Origin of the sequence: Robertmurraya korlensis NBRC 107688 (assembly GCF_001591645.1) — a bacterium.
Taxonomy (GTDB): domain Bacteria; phylum Bacillota; class Bacilli; order Bacillales; family Cytobacillaceae; genus Robertmurraya_A.
The window spans coordinates 53,321-70,519 of record NZ_BCVH01000001.1 but is presented as its reverse complement, the minus strand read 5'-3'; the positions used below and the strand labels follow the sequence as shown (position 1 = coordinate 70,519).

15 protein-coding genes are annotated in these 17,199 nt (G+C 39.2%); 3 read left to right on the top strand and 12 right to left on the bottom strand.

Annotated elements, in window-relative coordinates; all coding sequences use genetic code 11:
- Positions 1 to 20 precede the first annotated feature (20 nt).
- The 8 genes from BKO01S_RS00375 to BKO01S_RS00340 all read right to left on the bottom strand — a co-directional run bounded on the left by BKO01S_RS00375 (position 21) and on the right by BKO01S_RS00340 (position 10,257).
- A complete protein-coding gene (locus BKO01S_RS00375; RefSeq protein WP_066047232.1) occupies positions 21 to 1,283 on the bottom strand; it encodes a dihydrolipoamide acetyltransferase family protein in 1,263 nt (420 codons plus the stop codon).
- A 32-nt stretch (positions 1,284 to 1,315) separates the two neighbouring features.
- Positions 1,316 to 2,299: an alpha-ketoacid dehydrogenase subunit beta gene (locus tag BKO01S_RS00370; protein ID WP_066047229.1), complete on the bottom strand. Its 984-nt coding sequence runs from the start codon at positions 2,297 to 2,299 to the stop codon at positions 1,316 to 1,318.
- 14 nt (positions 2,300 to 2,313) lie between these two features.
- Positions 2,314 to 3,309, bottom strand: a complete 996-nt coding sequence (locus BKO01S_RS00365; RefSeq protein ID WP_066047226.1) for a thiamine pyrophosphate-dependent dehydrogenase E1 component subunit alpha — start codon at positions 3,307 to 3,309, stop codon at positions 2,314 to 2,316.
- 74 nt (positions 3,310 to 3,383) lie between these two features.
- Positions 3,384 to 4,805 carry a dihydrolipoyl dehydrogenase gene (lpdA, locus tag BKO01S_RS00360; protein WP_066047222.1) on the bottom strand — a complete coding sequence of 474 codons (1,422 nt, stop codon included), beginning with the start codon at positions 4,803 to 4,805 and terminating at the stop codon, positions 3,384 to 3,386.
- Between the two features lie 16 nt (positions 4,806 to 4,821).
- A complete protein-coding gene (gene buk, locus BKO01S_RS00355; RefSeq protein WP_198158743.1) occupies positions 4,822 to 5,946 on the bottom strand; it encodes a butyrate kinase in 1,125 nt (374 codons plus the stop codon).
- 75 nt (positions 5,947 to 6,021) lie between these two features.
- A complete protein-coding gene (bcd, locus tag BKO01S_RS00350; protein WP_066047215.1) occupies positions 6,022 to 7,116 on the bottom strand; it encodes a branched-chain amino acid dehydrogenase in 1,095 nt (364 codons plus the stop codon).
- A gap of 31 nt (positions 7,117 to 7,147) precedes the next feature.
- On the bottom strand, positions 7,148 to 8,053 hold the full coding sequence (gene yqiS / locus BKO01S_RS00345) for a phosphate butyryltransferase (RefSeq protein WP_066047212.1): 906 nt from the start codon (positions 8,051 to 8,053) through the stop codon (positions 7,148 to 7,150).
- Positions 8,054 to 8,187: 134 nt separating this feature from the next.
- Positions 8,188 to 10,257, bottom strand: coding sequence for a sigma 54-interacting transcriptional regulator (locus BKO01S_RS00340; RefSeq protein ID WP_066047209.1), 2,070 nt, complete (start codon positions 10,255 to 10,257; stop codon positions 8,188 to 8,190).
- Positions 10,258 to 10,392: 135 nt separating this feature from the next.
- Between BKO01S_RS00340 and BKO01S_RS00335 the strand changes: the two genes are divergently transcribed.
- Positions 10,393 to 10,644, top strand: a complete 252-nt coding sequence (locus BKO01S_RS00335; RefSeq protein WP_066049422.1) for a DUF2627 domain-containing protein — start codon at positions 10,393 to 10,395, stop codon at positions 10,642 to 10,644.
- Between the two features lie 7 nt (positions 10,645 to 10,651).
- Here the strand turns inward: BKO01S_RS00335 and BKO01S_RS00330 are convergent, their stop codons facing one another.
- Together BKO01S_RS00330 and BKO01S_RS00325 are read right to left on the bottom strand one after the other, a co-directional pair.
- Positions 10,652 to 11,392, bottom strand: coding sequence for a glycerophosphodiester phosphodiesterase (locus BKO01S_RS00330; RefSeq protein ID WP_066047207.1), 741 nt, complete (start codon positions 11,390 to 11,392; stop codon positions 10,652 to 10,654).
- Positions 11,393 to 11,409: 17 nt separating this feature from the next.
- Positions 11,410 to 12,984, bottom strand: coding sequence for a flagellar assembly protein A (locus BKO01S_RS00325; protein WP_066047204.1), 1,575 nt, complete (start codon positions 12,982 to 12,984; stop codon positions 11,410 to 11,412).
- Between the two features lie 172 nt (positions 12,985 to 13,156).
- Between BKO01S_RS00325 and BKO01S_RS00320 the strand changes: the two genes are divergently transcribed.
- Positions 13,157 to 13,747, top strand: a complete 591-nt coding sequence (locus BKO01S_RS00320) for a hypothetical protein (RefSeq protein WP_066047199.1) — start codon at positions 13,157 to 13,159, stop codon at positions 13,745 to 13,747.
- A gap of 149 nt (positions 13,748 to 13,896) precedes the next feature.
- Positions 13,897 to 14,706, top strand: coding sequence for a CsxC family protein (locus BKO01S_RS00315; protein ID WP_066047196.1), 810 nt, complete (start codon positions 13,897 to 13,899; stop codon positions 14,704 to 14,706).
- 103 nt (positions 14,707 to 14,809) lie between these two features.
- Here BKO01S_RS00315 and spo0A read toward each other — a convergent pair whose 3' ends face one another.
- Complete coding sequence (gene spo0A, locus BKO01S_RS00310) at positions 14,810 to 15,613, bottom strand: sporulation transcription factor Spo0A (protein WP_066047193.1); 804 nt, start codon at positions 15,611 to 15,613, stop codon at positions 14,810 to 14,812.
- Between the two features lie 237 nt (positions 15,614 to 15,850).
- The gene (spoIVB, locus tag BKO01S_RS00305; protein WP_439951025.1) at positions 15,851 to 17,140 is read right to left on the bottom strand and encodes a SpoIVB peptidase; all 1,290 of its coding nucleotides are present in this window, start codon (positions 17,138 to 17,140) and stop codon (positions 15,851 to 15,853) included.
- Positions 17,141 to 17,199: the final 59 nt, after the last annotated feature.

The following is a 17,199-nucleotide window of genomic DNA, read 5'->3' as shown; positions in this document are numbered from 1 at the left end:
TAGACAACGGTTTTTGGGCTTTAGTAGATAGATGTATTTTCCTTTGTAGTTGCCTCGAGAATATCCTTTACCCGTTTTAGGAATCTTCCACATACAAGACCATCAAGAACACGGTGATCAAGCGATAGGCAAAGATTAACCATATCCCTCACAGCAATCATGCCGCCATCCATAACAACTGGTCGTTTAACGATGGATTCAACCTGTAGGATTGCCGCTTGAGGATAATTAATAATTCCCATGGATTGAACGGATCCGAACGAGCCCGTGTTGTTTACAGTGAACGTACCTCCTTGCATATCCGCACCTGTTAATTTTCCAGCTCTTACTTTCGCTGCTAATTCAGTGATTTCTCTCGCAATTCCTTTAATGGTTTTTTCATCCGCAAGTTTAATAACAGGAACATACAAAGCATCCTCTGTTGCAACGGCGATCGATATATTAATATCCTTCTTCTGGATAATCTTATCCCCTGCCCACATGGAATTCATTTGTGGGAATTCCTTTAACGCTTGAGCAACTGCTTTGACAAAGAAAGCAAAGAACGTTAAGTTAAATCCTTCTTTAGCCTTAAACTCTGATTTGATTGAGTTTCTATATGTAACTAAATTTGTCACATCGACTTCAACCATTGTCCAGGCATGTGGTGCCTCATGCTTGGAGCGTACCATATTAGCCGCTATTGCTTTTCTAACTCCTGTAACTGGAATTTCCATATCCCCCACTGTAACAGGGATGTCGATTGGAGCAGGTGCAACTTTTTCTGCAGCTTTTGGAGCTGGCGGCATTGGTGTTGCTTCAACTTTTGGTTGTGGCGTCGGAATGGCTCCTGATTCAATGATTGCTAGAAGATCTTTACGAGTAATTCGACCACCCGCACCAGAGCCTGACACCTGATTTAGGTCGATTCCATGCTCCCCAGATAGCTTTAATACTGCTGGTGAATAACGTGCTTTATTAGGTGCATCACTTACTTCAGGATTCTTTACCGATTTCTCTGTTTGATTCTCTGTTGTCTTTCCCTGAGGTGAAGGCTCTTCCCCTTCTATTTGGATCGTACAAATAATCGCACCGACCTCTAATGTTTCTCCTTCACTTGCAAGAAGTTCCACAATTTTCCCAGAGTAGGACGAGGGAATTTCTGCATTTACTTTATCAGTCATTACCTCTGCAAGCGGATCGTATTTATTGACCGTGTCACCAACTGAAACGAGCCATTTGCTAATCGTTCCTTCCGTAACACTCTCCCCAAGCTGAGGCATTTTGATCTGTTCGATAGCCAATTCATTACCTCCTTGTTTACCCATATATCCAATTAATATTCGGCAAGCTCACGCATTGCTTTTTCAACCTTATCAGGATTTACCATAAAGTACTTTTCCATCGTTGGCGCGTATGGCATAGCAGGTACATCCGGACCCGCTAAACGCTTAATCGGTGCATCTAAATCAAACAAGCAATTCTCAGCAATAATCGCCGCCACTTCACTTATGATACTACCTTCCTTGTTATCCTCCGTCACTAACAGCACCTTTCCTGTTTTAGAGGCTGCTTCAATGATTGCCTCTTTGTCCAAAGGATACACAGTTCGTAAGTCAAGGATATGGGCTGAAATCCCGTCACTCGCTAATCTTTCTGCTGCTTGTAGAGCAAAATGCACGCATAAACCGTACGTAATAACGGTAATGTCTTCTCCCTCTCGCTTTACATCCGCCTTTCCGATTGGCAGGACATAATCGTCAACCGGAACTTCCCCTTTAATTAGGCGGTAGGCACGCTTATGTTCAAAAAATAGAACCGGATCGTCATCACGAATAGCAGCCTTTAACAGACCCTTTACATCATAAGGAGTAGAAGGCATGACGATTTTTAGACCAGGCTGATTCGCAAACACTGCCTCAACAGATTGGGAATGGTACAGTGCACCATGAACCCCCCCTCCATAAGGAGCACGGACAACAATCGGGCAATTCCAATCATTGTTAGAGCGATAACGGATTTTTGCTGCCTCTGAAATAATTTGGTTCACAGCGGGCATAATAAAATCAGCAAACTGCATTTCAGCAATTGGTCTCATACCATACATTGCTGCTCCTATTCCGACTCCTGCAATGGCTGATTCAGCTAGAGGTGTATCAATCACTCGCGCCTCACCAAATTGCTCATATAAGCCTTGAGTGGCTTTGAACACACCACCCTTTTTCCCAACATCTTCTCCTAAAACAAAAACCTTCGAATCGCGCTCCATCTCCTCACGGATTGCCATGGTTACCGCATCAATATATGAGATTACAGGCATTGATTTCTTCCCCCTTACTTCTCAGCATACACATGCTTTAATGTACTTTCAGCAGCTGCATATGGTGCATTTTCTGCATAGTCGGTTGCTTCATTTACTTGCTTCATAATTCGGTCATTAATTTGCTTAGCTATATCATCATTTAGTATTCCAACCTCAGTTAAGTAGGAAGCAAATGTAAGAACTGGATCCTTCGCCTTCGCTTCTGCTACCTCTTCCTGACCACGATAGCTGCGGTCGTCATCATCAGAGGAGTGAGGTGTTAATCGGTATGATACGGTTTCTACCAATGTTGGGCCTTCTCCACGACGTCCGCGGTCTGCAGCCTCTTTCACTGCCTTGTATACTTCAAGTGGATCGTTTCCATCAACAGTGACTCCCGGCATCCCATAACCGATTGCTCGATCGGACACATTTTCACAAGCAAGCTGTTTTTCAATCGGGACAGATATCGCATACTTATTGTTTTCACACATAAAGATCACTGGAAGCTTATGTACTCCAGCAAAGTTAGCCCCTTCATGAAAATCCCCTTGATTTGACGAACCTTCTCCAAACGTTACAAACGTTACTAAATCCTTGTTTTCCATTTTACCAGCAAGTGCCACACCTACTGCATGAGGGACCTGTGTCGTAACTGGTGAAGAACCCGTGACAATCCGGTTTTTCTTCTGTCCAAAGTGACCAGGCATTTGACGGCCTCCGGAATTTGGATCCTCTTCCTTCGCAAATCCTGATAACATCAAATCCTTTGCCGTCATACCAAAGGTTAAAACAACTCCCATGTCTCGATAGTAAGGAAGAACATAATCCTTCTCCCGATCTAATGCAAATGCGGCACCAACTTGGGCTGCCTCTTGACCTTGACATGAAATAACAAACGGTATTTTACCTGCTCGATTCAACAGCCACATCCGCTCATCGATTCGACGAGCAAGCAGCATCGTTTCATACATTTCTAAAACGGTATCATCACTCAATCCTAACGCATGATGGCGATTTTCACCCATATGATTTACCTCCTATTTAAGGGTGTCTGACACCCTTTGTAGACATTTGTATTTATGGAATAGACACTTCTTTTTTATGCATGGATCGATTTTCCATCGACTGCAAGAGCTGCTTCACCGATTGCCTCAGATAACGAAGGATGCGGGTGAATGGTATGAGCGATTTCCCATGGAGTAGCATCTAACACCCTTGCTAACCCAGCCTCCGAAATCATATCAGTTACATGTGGTCCAATCATATGAACACCTAAAATATCATCTGTTTTTTTATCCGCGATGATTTTTACAAATCCATCTGATTCACCGTATACAAGCGCTTTTCCGATTGCTCGGAAAGAGAACTTCCCTACCTTCACGTCGAATCCTTTTTCCTTTGCTTCCTCTTCCGTGAATCCAACATTGGCCACTTCTGGATTTGAGTAAATACATTTAGGTATTAGGCTATAGTCGATGGGTGAAGGACTCTCCCCAGCAATATGTTCTACAGCAACCATTCCTTCATGGGACGCAACGTGAGCCAACTGAAGACCTCCGATACAATCGCCAATTGCATAAATATGTGATTCCTTTGTCTGGTAGAAAGAGTTTGTTTTTATAACGCCTCTTTCTATTTCAATATCCGTATTTTCAAGACCAATTCCTTCAACATTCGCTTGGCGCCCAACAGAAACTAACAGCTTCTCGGCTGAAAATTCCTTAATCGTTCCTTTTACGTCAGCACTAATTGAAACATCGTTCCCTTTAATTATCGTTTCTGGTAATACCTTTGCACTGGTAACCAATTTGATCCCTTTTTTCTTCATTAAGCGCTGCATTTCCTTTGAAATTTCACGGTCTTCTGTTGGAATAATACGATCGCTATACTCTATAACTGTTACTTCCGTTCCAAAATCTGATAACATGGAAGCCCACTCAATTCCGATGACACCACCACCAATAATAATAATCGATTTAGGAACAGAGGTGAGTTGCAATGCCTCATCTGAAGTAAGAACCTGTGTGCCATCGATCTCAAGGCCTTCTAATGTACGCGGACGCGAGCCAGTGGCGACGATCACATTTTTCGGAATTAGCATCATATTCTCTTCACCGCTATTCATTTCTACCGAAATCGTACCTGGCATCGGCGAAAAAATAGACGGACCTAATATTCTACCAATTCCCTCATAGACACTTATTTTCCCTTGCTTCATGAGGTGTTGTACTCCTTTATGAAGCCCTTCTACTATTTTATTCTTTCTTTCTTGAACCTTACCGAAATCTAATGAAATATCTGTGGCTATTACACCAAAGTCTTGTGCTTTCTTAGTCGTTCGATATACCTCTGCACTCCGAAGTAACGCCTTACTAGGAATACAACCTTTATGTAAGCAAGTTCCACCTAACTTCGCTTTCTCGACAATTGCCGTCTTTAAGCCCAGCTGGGAGGCACGAATCGCTGCAACATACCCTCCAGTACCTCCACCTAAAATAACTAAATCATATTCTTCTGCCAAACCAAAACCCTCCTCATTACTTACTTATAGCTGTATCTTTTACACCATTTGGATAATGCTTTGCCTCTTCTTCCCCTCTGATGACTCTTAAGGCACCTTCCGCAAGAGCCTGTAACTCATTTTCACCAGGTTCAATTATGACGTCCGCTATCCAATTGACACGATCGCTGATTTCTTTCACAAACCCTTTACCATACGCTAATCCACCCGTAAGAATAATCGCATCCACTTTCCCTGCCAATACACTACTTGCCGCACCAATCTCCTTCGCAACTTGATACGCCATTGCAGAGTAGACAAGTTTTGCATGTTTATCGCCTTTATCGATCATCTTTTCTACTTTAGGTGCATCGTTTGTACCAAGATATCCAACCAGCCCACCTTGACCAACCAGTTTCTTCATAACTTCTTCTCTATAAAAATCTCCTGAATAGCATAAGGAAATTAGATCACCTGCTGGTACCGTACCAGCACGCTCTGGACTAAAAGGCCCATCACCATGTAGCCCATTATTCACATCAACCACTCTACCATTTTTATGGACGCCAACGGTAATACCTCCACCCATATGAGTCACAATCAAATTCAGATCTTCGTACCTTTTTCTAAGCGTCTTTGACACCCTTCTGGCAACTGCTTTTTGATTTAACGCATGGAAAATACTTTTCCGTTCGATTAAAGGAAATCCAGAAATACGTGCAATAGGATCTAGTTCATCGACAACGACCGGATCAACAATAAAAGCTGGGATGTTTAATCCTGATGCAATTTCAAATGCAATAATCCCTCCGAGGTTTGACGCATGTTGCCCTGAATAACCCGCCTTTAAATCTAAAAGCATCATATCGTTTACTTCATACGTACCACCTTCAATTGGTCGAAGTAAGCCACCACGTCCACATACGGCACTAAGCTTGGATATGTTTATTCCTTCTATATCAAGTGCCTCAAGTATCGTTTGTTTTCTGAATTCATATTGGTCAATAATATTGTCAAACGAATTGATCTGATCCGATTCATGTCGTATGGTCTTTTCAAAAATTGATAGGTCATTATCGAATACTCCGATTTTCGTTGATGTAGAACCAGGATTGATCACAAGAATTCGATTCATTATTTCGTGCAACGTGTAAACCTCCATTGTATAGAGCTAAATACTTGCTTGTATGTAAAAAGACAAGAGGCTGAAATCTTCAGCCTACTCTTGTCACCTGAATTAACGTCGACTTAAAATATGATGTCCGTTTTGTAGAAATTGGCTTCTAGAATTACGCATTCTTTCAATTCGCTCTTCTGCCATTCGATCAGCCGCTTTATAAGTTGGAATTCCATCGCGTTTCGCAATTTCAATTACCTTTTCAATATTAGAGTAGATGGTCTCAACTTTTTTCATTGCTCTCTCATAATTATAACCATAAAGTTCATCTGCAACATTTATTACTCCACCAGCATTTATCACGTAATCTGGGGCATAAACGATTCCCATTTCATGAATGATGTCACCGTGGCGTGGATCACGTAGCTGATTGTTTGCCGCTCCTGCAATCACTTTCGCTTTAATCTGTGGAATGGTAAGATCATTGACTACAGCACCAAGTGCACATGGGGCATAGATATCACAATCGACGCCATAAATATCATTTGGTTCAACCGCTTTTGCTCCAAATTCCTCAACAGCCTTTTGAACAGCTTCTTTATTTATATCCGTAACAATCAATTGTGCACCTTCTTCATGAAGGTGACGGCATAAGTTATATGCTACATTTCCTACACCTTGTACGGCAACAACTTTTCCTTCAAGCGAATCTGTACCGAACGCTTCTTTTGCTGCAGCTTTCATCCCACGATATACGCCGTATGCAGTAACAGGTGATGGATTACCTGAAGAACCAAATGCTGGTGAGATCCCAGTAACATAATCAGTTTCTTCATGAATTAAGTCCATATCTGCAACTGTTGTTCCTACATCTTCTGCCGTAATGTAACGACCATTTAATCCTTGAATGAAACGACCGAATGCACGGAACATCTCTTCATTTTTATCTTTACGCGGATCACCAATAATAACGGTTTTACCACCGCCAAGATTTAATCCTGCCGCAGCATTTTTGTATGTCATTCCCTTTGCTAGTCGTAGGGCATCTTCAATGGCAGCTTCTTCTGACTCATATGTCCACATACGCGTGCCACCTAAAGCAGGTCCTAACGTTGTATCATGTATAGCGATAATCGCCTTTAATCCAGATTGTTTATCTTGGCAAAACACCAATTGCTCGTAATCATAAGTCTCCATATATTTAAAAATTTCCATTTATCTTTCCTCCTCAACCACAATGTTTTCTTTATTTACAAACAGAACAAATAGCAAGTGCAAGTGAGTACACTTTACTTTCTGCTGAGTCTGCTCTAGATGTTAAAACAATTGGTACTTTTGCTCCAGCGATAATCGCTCCTACCCTTGCACCAGCAAAATAAACGAGTGATTTATATAGTGTATTTCCTACTTCAATAGTTGGCACCAATAAAATATCAGCTCGTCCAGCCACCTCACTGTTAATTTTTTTCTGCTTGGCAGCTTCGAGAGAAATCGCATTATCAAGACCAAATGGACCATCTATAATACAATCCTTTATTTGGCCTCGCCGATTCATTTGAGTTAAGATTGCCGCATCCATAGTTGCTGGCATCGATTGATTTACGACTTCTACCGCAGCAATGGCAGCAACACGAGGTGTTTCAATTCCAATTGATTTCGCAAGCTTTACAGAATTATTTATGATTTGAATCTTTGTTTCTAAATCTGGATTTATGTTCATTGCTGCATCTGTAACAATCGTAAGACGATCGTACCCTGCAACTTCAAAAACGGAGATATGTGACAAAACATCTCCTGTTCGTAAGCCATAGTCTTTATTGAGCACTGCTTTTAAGATAGTGGCAGTTGGAACATTTCCCTTCATAAGTACATTCGCTTCATTTAATTTAATTGCTTTAACTGCATGCTCAGCAGCAGAAGCATTTGAGTTCGTATGGAAAATTTTAATTTTTTCACTTTTCACTAACTCAGGAGCCTTATCCCTCAGTATGGACAAAATTTGCTCCCTATCTCCATATAGAAAAAAATTTGCTAACCTTAGCCGTAGAGCCTCTATAACTGCTTCTATTACCTCTACATCAGCTGCCGCAGCTACTGCCACGGTCTTTTCTTCATATTGGGTTGCTCTATCAATTAGCAAATCCAATGTCATGTAAGTTCAACCCCTTTATACCCAAGCTTGCGATACTCCTGTATAACATTATGCAAGAAGCATGCCAAAAAATAAAATATGAAAACGTTTTATTTTGCACAAATTAACCTGCAAATTATTTCAGACTATGAAATTTATTGCACGCCATTTTTAGCAAGATTATATTTTTCCAGCTTATAATACAAATTTCGGACCGATAAGCCCAACTTTTTGGCTGCGGCTGTCTTATTTCCTTTTAATTCTGCCAATGTTTGAGCAATGATTTTCGCTTCAAACTCTTCGACTAGCTCCGCAAGGGATTCCTTTTCTTCCCCCTGCTGGTCTCCAGCTGAAACCTTCGGCAACTGATCTTGCTCCTTTATTAACGCAGGAACATGTATGATATCAATTTCTGTTTCATGGTTATTCATAAAAATGATCGCACGCCCTAGAATGTTTTCTAATTCTCGAACATTACCTGGCCAATCATATCGCATAAGTTGTTTCATCGCGAGTGGGGTAATCCCTTCCACGTTGCGACCATAATCTTGATTGATTTTTTGTATGAGTCTTTCACATAGTAGCGGAATATCCTCTTTCCTAAACCTCAAAGCAGGAATATGAATAGGCATGCGATTAAGCCGATAATATAAGTCTTCCCGAAAAGTACCGTTCACAATGCCTTTCTCAATATTTACATTCGTAGCAGCAATCACACGAACATTAATAGATATTGGTTTTGTTCCACCAACTCTTGTTATTTCATTTTCCTGCAGAACTCTTAGTAGCTTAGCTTGAGTATTCGCCGTTAACTCACCTATTTCATCAAGAAAAATACTTCCATTATTCGCTTCTTCAAATAACCCTCTTTTCCCTCCACGTTTCGCACCTGAGAACGCACCTTCCTCATACCCAAAAAGTTCACTCTCAAGTAAACTTTCTGATAATGCAGCACAATTCACACGAATGAATTTGTTATATTTCCGATCACTTCCGTTGTGAATTGCGTGTGCAAAAAGCTCTTTTCCCGTTCCTGATTCGCCACGAAGCAGCACCGTTGCAGGAGTTTTCGCACCAAGTCTAGCTTGCTCAATTGAAAGCTGAATTTCCTCTGATCGTCCTATTATGTCTTCAAAGGAGTATTTTGCTTCTAGGGTACGAATGATTTGTCTCGCTCTACTTAACTCTTTATTTAAACTTTGTATTTCTGACATATCATGGATAACGCCCACACTACCTTTAAGTTTTCCATCAACGATAATAGGAGCAACATTGACAATGACGTCTTTTTTATTTGGTCCAACTCTCATCGTTACTCCTCTTACCGGTCTTCTCGTTTGGAGCACCTTCATATGCATACTTTCCCCTTCGGAAATATCTGCACTGGCTGGTTGTCCAATAACTTGTTCCTCGGTAAGACCCGTTAACCTTGTATATGCAGGGTTTATCATGATCCCATTTCCATTTTCATCCACAACAGAGATTGCTTCATCACTTGAGTGAATGATTGCTTGTAGCATCGTCTTTATCTCATTTAAATTCGTTATTTCAAGCGCTAGGTTCATTAACTCTGTTTTATCTTTAAAGACAGAGAACGCCCCAATTAACTGATTATTTTCATCAATCATCGGGATTCGAGTGGTAATAACATGCATCCCATTCGTTAATACCAATTCATGATTCGCTTCAATTTTCTTAGTCTTTAATATGCGCGGCAACTGACTTGTTGGAATAACCTGGACAATTGGTTTTCCAATTGCCTCTTTGTAATTTATCCCCGTCATCCTCTCCGCACTGCTATTAAAAAGGGTGACAATTCCTTCTTTATTCACTACGATCATTCCATCGTCAGTTGAATTAAAGATTAAATCATGCTTGTAAGCATCATTTCGCACTTTATCTAGCAGCTTTTCTTTTTCTTCAATTAACATAGAAACAAGAAAGGCTACACTCCCTGGTATAAGAACGGTATTCTTTGAGCGAGCATCTCTTAACTTGCGGAATACTTTTTCGTCACCCGTTACCTCAATGATAATATCAACTGTTTCAATATATTTTCGCCAATCGTTATCTGTAATGATCCCTTCCTCTTGGGCGTACTTCATACCTTCCGCTTCTAAATCACGATCAATCACTACTTTTACATCTAGAATAGCTGTTTCTTTCAATATCTTTAATATGGATGTACCGCCCTTACCGGCTCCTACAATCATGACTGTCTGCAAAAAATCACCTACTCTATATGAATAATGAAAAATATTGCATATCTCTATTTTAATGTGAATGTTCTGTCTTGACAAATCGGGAGAATAATTTATGATGGCAGAGGAGACAACACTTTCGGTTTGAAGGGAATGCCTATGATTAGAATATTTGCGTTACTTATCTTATTAATACCTGGCTTTTTAGCTGCATATGGTATAAAACTAATGCGTGATATGATGTTCGGGATTCTTCTATCACCTTTTCCTTATCTTTGGCTACAGTTTCTTATAGGTTTGTTTCTATTTATCGCTGGACTATCTTTTGTTGCAGGATTTATCCTTCACAGAGATCGTAAAAAAAACAAAGTACAAGCTCGGTTTCGCAACTCAAAAAAAGACAAAGCGTAGAGTCAGACTATGCTTTGTCTTTTTTGTATTTTTTTCTCAATTCAACCGCCTTAGTCGGCTGATCTGTTATAAACGCTGAACACTCAAGCTGAAATAATCTCTCCATCTCTGCTTCTTTATTTACTGTATATGGCCTAACAGCAATCCCTGCCTCTAAAGAGGCTGCGATTACCTCATTTGGCGCAGCTAAATAATGGGGGTGAAACCCTTTTGCTTGAATAGATGCTGAATATACCCACGGCATATAAAGGCCTTCTGAAAGCAATGGAGCTATTTCAATTTCTGGGGCAAGTCTATAGCAATGAACAATACTATAATGATTAAACGAAGAAAAAACCACTCTTGTTGAGAGACTGTAATCACGTATTAATTGGATTACTTTCTCTTCCATTCCTTGGTAACGAAACACACCATTTTTTAATTCAATATTACAAGTTAACGTATTTGTAGTTAGCCAAGCCAATACTTCCTCTAACGTGGGAATCGTTTGTTTTTCTTTTAAATCAGGGAACAATATTCCCGCATCCAGTTTTTTCAATTCTTGAAGAGTAAAGTCCTTCACATAGCCTTTTCCACTTGTCGTACGGTTTAGCTTTTCATCATGAATGACAACAACTTCACCATCCTTTGAAAGCTGGATATCTAACTCTATCCCGTCCGCATTTGCATTTTCAGCCTCTTTAAATGCCTTCATGGTATTCTCTGGAAACTTAGCTGAATAGCCCCTATGTGCAATTACTTCTGTCATAACGATTAAGCCCCCCATTAGTCAGAGTAAAGTGTATTTTTTTCCCAGTAAATCGTGCCTTTTATTAATGATTCAACATGTTTTTTTTGATTTTTGATCTGTAAAGTCGTTGCAGGATACGCTGCAACCTGAATACATACCTGACCTTCTCCCTTTGTCTCTAGTAGCTTCATTATGTTTTTTCTTCGCACCTCTAAAAAGGAGACTTCCATCATTTCATTCTCATACCTAGCCTTTAATAGTTCAGATTGGCTTTTTTGAGCTTCATTTAAATGCTGTTGTAGGTCCTCAAATGAATCAAGTTGCTTCTTAATCCCTTCCACATAAATAATCTTTTCTTTATACCTAGGCAACAACTCAGAAAGCTCTTGTTCTAATTCAAAGCGATTAAATCCCTCAACGTGAATATACGTTTTTCTTTCAAGCCTATTGCCAAAAACGGCTGCACTTACCTTCCCCTTCGCCTCAATGGTTCCGCCAATGATTTTTCCTTTTTGTTCATTCGCGATTATATTTCTTCCCTTTATCTTTGCTCCTAAAGCATAATAACCAATATGTATGTCTTCTCCAGCCTCTAGTGTACATTCATTCGCGTGTTTTAAGAATATATTTTTTGCAGCTTTTATAACGGTCAAGTTATTACCAAATACTCCACCTTTAATAAAAATGTCTCCACTTTCGGATTCAACTTCTTTGACTCCACTAATACCAAGTTCCCCTAAAATTGAAATGTCCTGAGTAGCTTTCACACTAAAGCCAGCCGAAACAATTCCGTTAATTGTGACACTTCCATCAAAATGAATGTTTCCCGTACCGGTTCCAACATCACTATTAATCATCAGATGATTGCCTACTGAGATTTTCCCATCAATGTATTGAACAACCCCATCAACTAGGGCCTTTAAAATCGTTACATCGTCGTTTTCTATCTTTTCAACTGTCTTAGGGTCATAAAACAATGGCTTATCTTTCCCTTTTTTCGGAAGCAAAACCTCTCCCAATACTGTTCTTCCAGGAACACCTTCTGAAAATGGCACCTTTTCACCAAGCCAATCTCCAACGTTTACTTCATCAATAAATTGCAGATCAAAGAAATCAGCTTTCCCGTCTTCACGAATCATCGGTTTACGATCAGATAATTGATAATAACGGACAACTGCATCCGCCCCAGCTAGGGCTGGTTCACCTTTTGCTATGACAAACTCTTTATTTGCAAGTGGTTGCTTTACCTGCATCTCTAATACTCCGTTATTAATTCCATGTGCATGAAGAGCATCCATTATTTCTGAATCTATTTTCTCCCGCTCACTATATAGTTGAGCTTCTGTTACATGAATGCGCATTTTCGCAACCATTTTATCCTCACTAATAGAGACAGAAATAAGAGGCTTCCATTCACCAATCTGTGTCTTCTCATTCGTTGCCTGTTCCAAACTAGCTTTCAACTCTGCAAAATTAGTAATTGTTATTCTCGGATGCTCTCGAACAAGCTGGTCAAGTTTACTAAGTGAGTAACCCTTCCGTGAAACAGTGATAAATATAACTCCGTTCTCCTCTTCCATATGAAAATATTCATTGTTTATTAGGTCCATGAATGACGTCCACCCTAATTGTATTAGTTCTTTAAGTATATATGAAATACCACAACTTGAATATATATGATCAATTATGTACGAGCAAAAACAAAACTTTGTCCGACTTGTGATAACTGTTGAGTAAATATCATATTTTTAAGTAAAACATTAATACGATAGTAGGGATTTTATGAATGATCAAACAAGAAATAACAATCACTCTCATGAACCGCTCTCACCAAATTCTAACTCTGTCCCACGTTATACGAGAGGTCCTGTTGAAATCGTTCACTCTAAATTTGACTTTACCATCAATAAAACCATTAAAATCAGTGAAAGAACAAATAAAATTCTCGATATTAATTGGACTACCAATCCACCTGAATATCAAATAAACCTAGTGGCGAATCGACTTTGGATTTCCGGAAAACTTCATGCTGAAATTACTTATACAAAACTGAATAACTCAAACATTCACTTGGAAAATCTTATGATTCCATGGAAAAAAACATGCACGTTACAATATACGTACCCTCCAATGGTTCCTTTGAGTAATGAAAAAACTCAGTATGATTTTGTGAACCAAGACCAACAAGGCACTCCTTCCACTCACTTTGAACAAACGATTTATCAAAATGAGGCACCTCTTCTTGAAATCGTCTCTACCAACATTATTACAACGAAAAATGTAAAAGACGATGAAACGAACACCGTTTTACTATTAGATATATATTGCGAAAAACAGTTCAGGATATGGCAAAATCAAATAATCAAACTTTAAACCAGAGGGAGCCGTCGTTTATAAGGTTCCTTTTTTATTTTGTATAAAAAGCCAAATAGGCTATAAAACCCGTACATTGGTCCATACATAGGGACAAGCGAATCATACAATAATCTTGAACAACAAACATTAGAAAGGGGAAAGTCTACATGACATTTTTTAAACATCACGATTCTCACGGGAAGAAAAAAGTAGTAAAGTCATCTTCTGTTCAACAAGAAGTAAGCAATACTCCCGTAACACCAGAGGTAGTTAATTCGTATCCCTATATGAAAGTTCCGGTTGTATTAGGGGAAACAACTGTACAAATTGACCTTGATTCAATCATTGAGTTTCCTGAGCCTGTGTTAGAAATTAAAAAAATTAAAAAGAATTTAAAGCTAGTACAATGTCGTTTATTATTACCGACAAACAAGCTGTTTTTAAGGGGATTTGTTCGAAAAAACATTCAATATGCAACACCTAAAGCAGGAGGGAAGGATTTTGTCTCTTCCAGCATTCACTCCTTAACAGTCGATGTACCGTTCCAAGCAGTAACACAAATTGACTTTTTAAATAAACCTGCTTTTAAAATGGGACCGAAAACATCTGAGTTTGAATACTTCAACTCGTCACCACTACCACACGGATATGCATCAAAAGAAAAATTACTATCGGCTGATCTCTCAGAGTACAACCAGATTAGTGGGGAGGTTTTCAATGAATTGCCTTATTGCGAATTAATCGCAAGTCAATTTATTGAAATGGATGAAGCACTTGATAGAAAAATGGGAACCGTCTTTGGTCCAGAAGGAGAAATCTGCGCACCTTTTGAAGAAGGAACATTTACAAAAATTGAAGAAAAAATGGTTATTGAGCTAACATTAAAAGTCCTACAAAAGCAACAGGTGCAAATGAGAGAGCATGTATGTAATCATAAGGATAAGGACGAGGACAAAGGGAACCACCATCATTTTTAGATCTATACTATTCATGGAAAAACCCAATGATCTAGACGTCATTGGGTTTTCATTATTTAAGATCTAAAGTACGGAATTAGGGCTTTACTTTCTTCTAACTCTTTCAGGAAGCCTTATGCTCTAATCGAAGCTTATCTGCAACCATTGCGATGAATTCCGAATTTGTTGGTTTCGCTTTAGACATACTCACTGTATATCCGAATAAACTTGAAATGCTGTCGATATTACCACGGCTCCAAGCAACCTCAATCGCATGGCGAATCGCACGTTCTACACGGCTAGCCGTTGTGTTATACTTCTTAGCAATATCCGGATACAGTACCTTTGTAATTGACCCTAGCAGTTCAATATCATTGTAAACCATAGAAATAGCTTCACGTAAATATAAATAGCCCTTGATATGAGCTGGAACACCAATTTCATGGATAATACTAGTAATGCTTGCATCTAAATTTTTCGGTTTGGATTCCATTTGTTGACGATACATTGGACTTGTTGTTAATGGTGAGTTTGATCTCATGACCGCACTTGTTTTTCCACTTACCTGACGGATATGGTTTCCTAAATTTTCTAGATCAAATGGTTTTAAGATAAAGTAAGAAGCACCTAATTCTACTGCTTTTTTAGTAACATCTTCTTGACCAAATGCTGTAAGCATAATGACGTTCGGCATTGGAGATTTCCGGGAGTCTCGCAGCTTTTCAAGTACCGCTAATCCATCTAAATGCGGCATAATAATATCTAAAACAAGAACATCAGGAGTTACCTTTTCTAATAAATCCAGACATTCTTGACCATTATGAGCTGAACCAATGACCTCTATATCTTCTTGGGACACTAAATAGTCCTTAAGCAAGCCTACTAACTCTCTATTATCATCAACTACACATACTTTAATTTTTTTCACTACATGTTTCCTCCTCGATTGTTTTCTCACCTGAACAGTTATCTATATATATAATCTACTAACCAATTCGACAATGCAACAGTAAATCCTTTTCTTTTTTGAAAAAATCTAAAAAAATGGTATAAATCTCTATTTTTCTTCGGTTTTCGTCCATATTCGACTTAATACGCATAATCACTTACTTTTGTCGAAAAATCTTTTTTTCATAAAAAAAGGAAGAGGCATAATGCCTCAACCTTAACTCGCCTTTTCTCTTGGTTGTTCGTAAATATTGATGCCTGCTTCATTGAGCATCCATTCGATATGAACACCATAACCAGATGTTGGATCGTTAACAAAAACATGGGTTACAGCTCCAACCACCTTATCATCCTGTATAATCGGACTTCCACTCATCCCTTGAACAATTCCACCGGTTTTCTCAAGCAGCTCAGGATCGGTTACCTTTATAACCATTCCCTTTGTAGCAGGGAACTTTTGCGGGATGGTGCTTACAATTTCGATATCAAATAATTTTACTTGATCATTATCTACAACGGTTAGGATCTTAGCTGGACCCTCTTTTACTTGATGCGAAAGTGCAATTGGAAGTGCTTTATCCATTACTCCATTAGTAATGTCCTTTGAAAGCTTTCCAAATATTCCAAAGGGGCTATTTCTTTGAATGTCCCCAATTACTTCTTTATCAGAAGAGAAACGGGCAAGTTTTTCACCTGGATCTCCATTGCTTCCTTTTTCAATGGATGTGACTGTCGAACGAACGATTTGTCCATCCTCAACAACGATTGGCTTTTTTGTGTCCATGTCCGAAATAACATGACCTAACGCACCATATTTTTTCGATTCTGGATGATAAAAGGTCATCGTTCCAATACCAGCAGCTGAATCACGAATATATAAGCCGAGCTTAAAATTCTCTTCTCCTGCTTCCTTCAACGGCATTAGCTTTGTTTCAACTTTGCCATCTTCTCTGCTAACTTCAATATTTAATGCTTCCCCTTTTTGACCTGCCGTTTGAACAAATGGTGCTACATCTGACATCTTTTCAATTTTTTGATCATTAATCTTTGTAATAATGTCGCCTACTTTAATTCCCGCAATTTCACCTGGAGATTTCTTGCCTTCTGCTGTATTTACTTGATGGTGACCCACAACAAGGACTCCTACGGTATTAAGCTTCACACCGATAGACTGTCCGCCTGGAATAACTTTAAAATCCTTTAATACATCTACATCGACCTTTTTAATTGGGAAACCTGCTAGCTCAAGCAGCATTTCATCTTTCCCATATTTTTTTGCTTGTAATGAAACAGTTTGATCATCTTGTTGAATAGAAAGAGTTGAATTTGCTGTGACGGCAGCAGATACAGGAGTAGATTTTGGTAATATAAGGTTTTCACCTTCAAACAGGGTAACACTTTTGGGGATACTAAGATAATCTTGAAACGGTTTCGAAAATCCTATGGCAACTAATGAAACAAGGAGAATTCCACCAATTATTTTTCTAAGAAGTTCATGCCTCAACATCTTTCACTCTCCTCGCTTCTAGTCCACACACACTTTTCTTTTTTTATGGCTACATCTTT

Excerpts from the sequence above, each read along its gene's own strand:
- yqiS (WP_066047212.1), bottom strand. The coding sequence starts at position 8,053 with ATGACATTGGATTTGCTAATTGATAGAGCAACCCAATATGAAGAAAAG.
- spoIVB (WP_439951025.1), bottom strand. The coding sequence starts at position 17,140 with ATGTTGAGGCATGAACTTCTTAGAAAAATAATTGGTGGAATTCTCCTT.
- BKO01S_RS00320 (WP_066047199.1), top strand. The coding sequence starts at position 13,157 with ATGAATGATCAAACAAGAAATAACAATCACTCTCATGAACCGCTCTCA.
- buk (WP_198158743.1), bottom strand. The coding sequence starts at position 5,946 with ATGGAGGTTTACACGTTGCACGAAATAATGAATCGAATTCTTGTGATC.
- BKO01S_RS00315 (WP_066047196.1), top strand. The coding sequence starts at position 13,897 with ATGACATTTTTTAAACATCACGATTCTCACGGGAAGAAAAAAGTAGTA.
- BKO01S_RS00365 (WP_066047226.1), bottom strand. The coding sequence starts at position 3,309 with ATGGGTGAAAATCGCCATCATGCGTTAGGATTGAGTGATGATACCGTT.
- BKO01S_RS00330 (WP_066047207.1), bottom strand. The coding sequence starts at position 11,392 with ATGACAGAAGTAATTGCACATAGGGGCTATTCAGCTAAGTTTCCAGAG.
- bcd (WP_066047215.1), bottom strand. The coding sequence starts at position 7,116 with ATGGAAATTTTTAAATATATGGAGACTTATGATTACGAGCAATTGGTG.
- BKO01S_RS00335 (WP_066049422.1), top strand. The coding sequence starts at position 10,393 with ATGATTAGAATATTTGCGTTACTTATCTTATTAATACCTGGCTTTTTA.
- BKO01S_RS00325 (WP_066047204.1), bottom strand. The coding sequence starts at position 12,984 with ATGGACCTAATAAACAATGAATATTTTCATATGGAAGAGGAGAACGGA.
- BKO01S_RS00370 (WP_066047229.1), bottom strand. The coding sequence starts at position 2,299 with ATGCCTGTAATCTCATATATTGATGCGGTAACCATGGCAATCCGTGAG.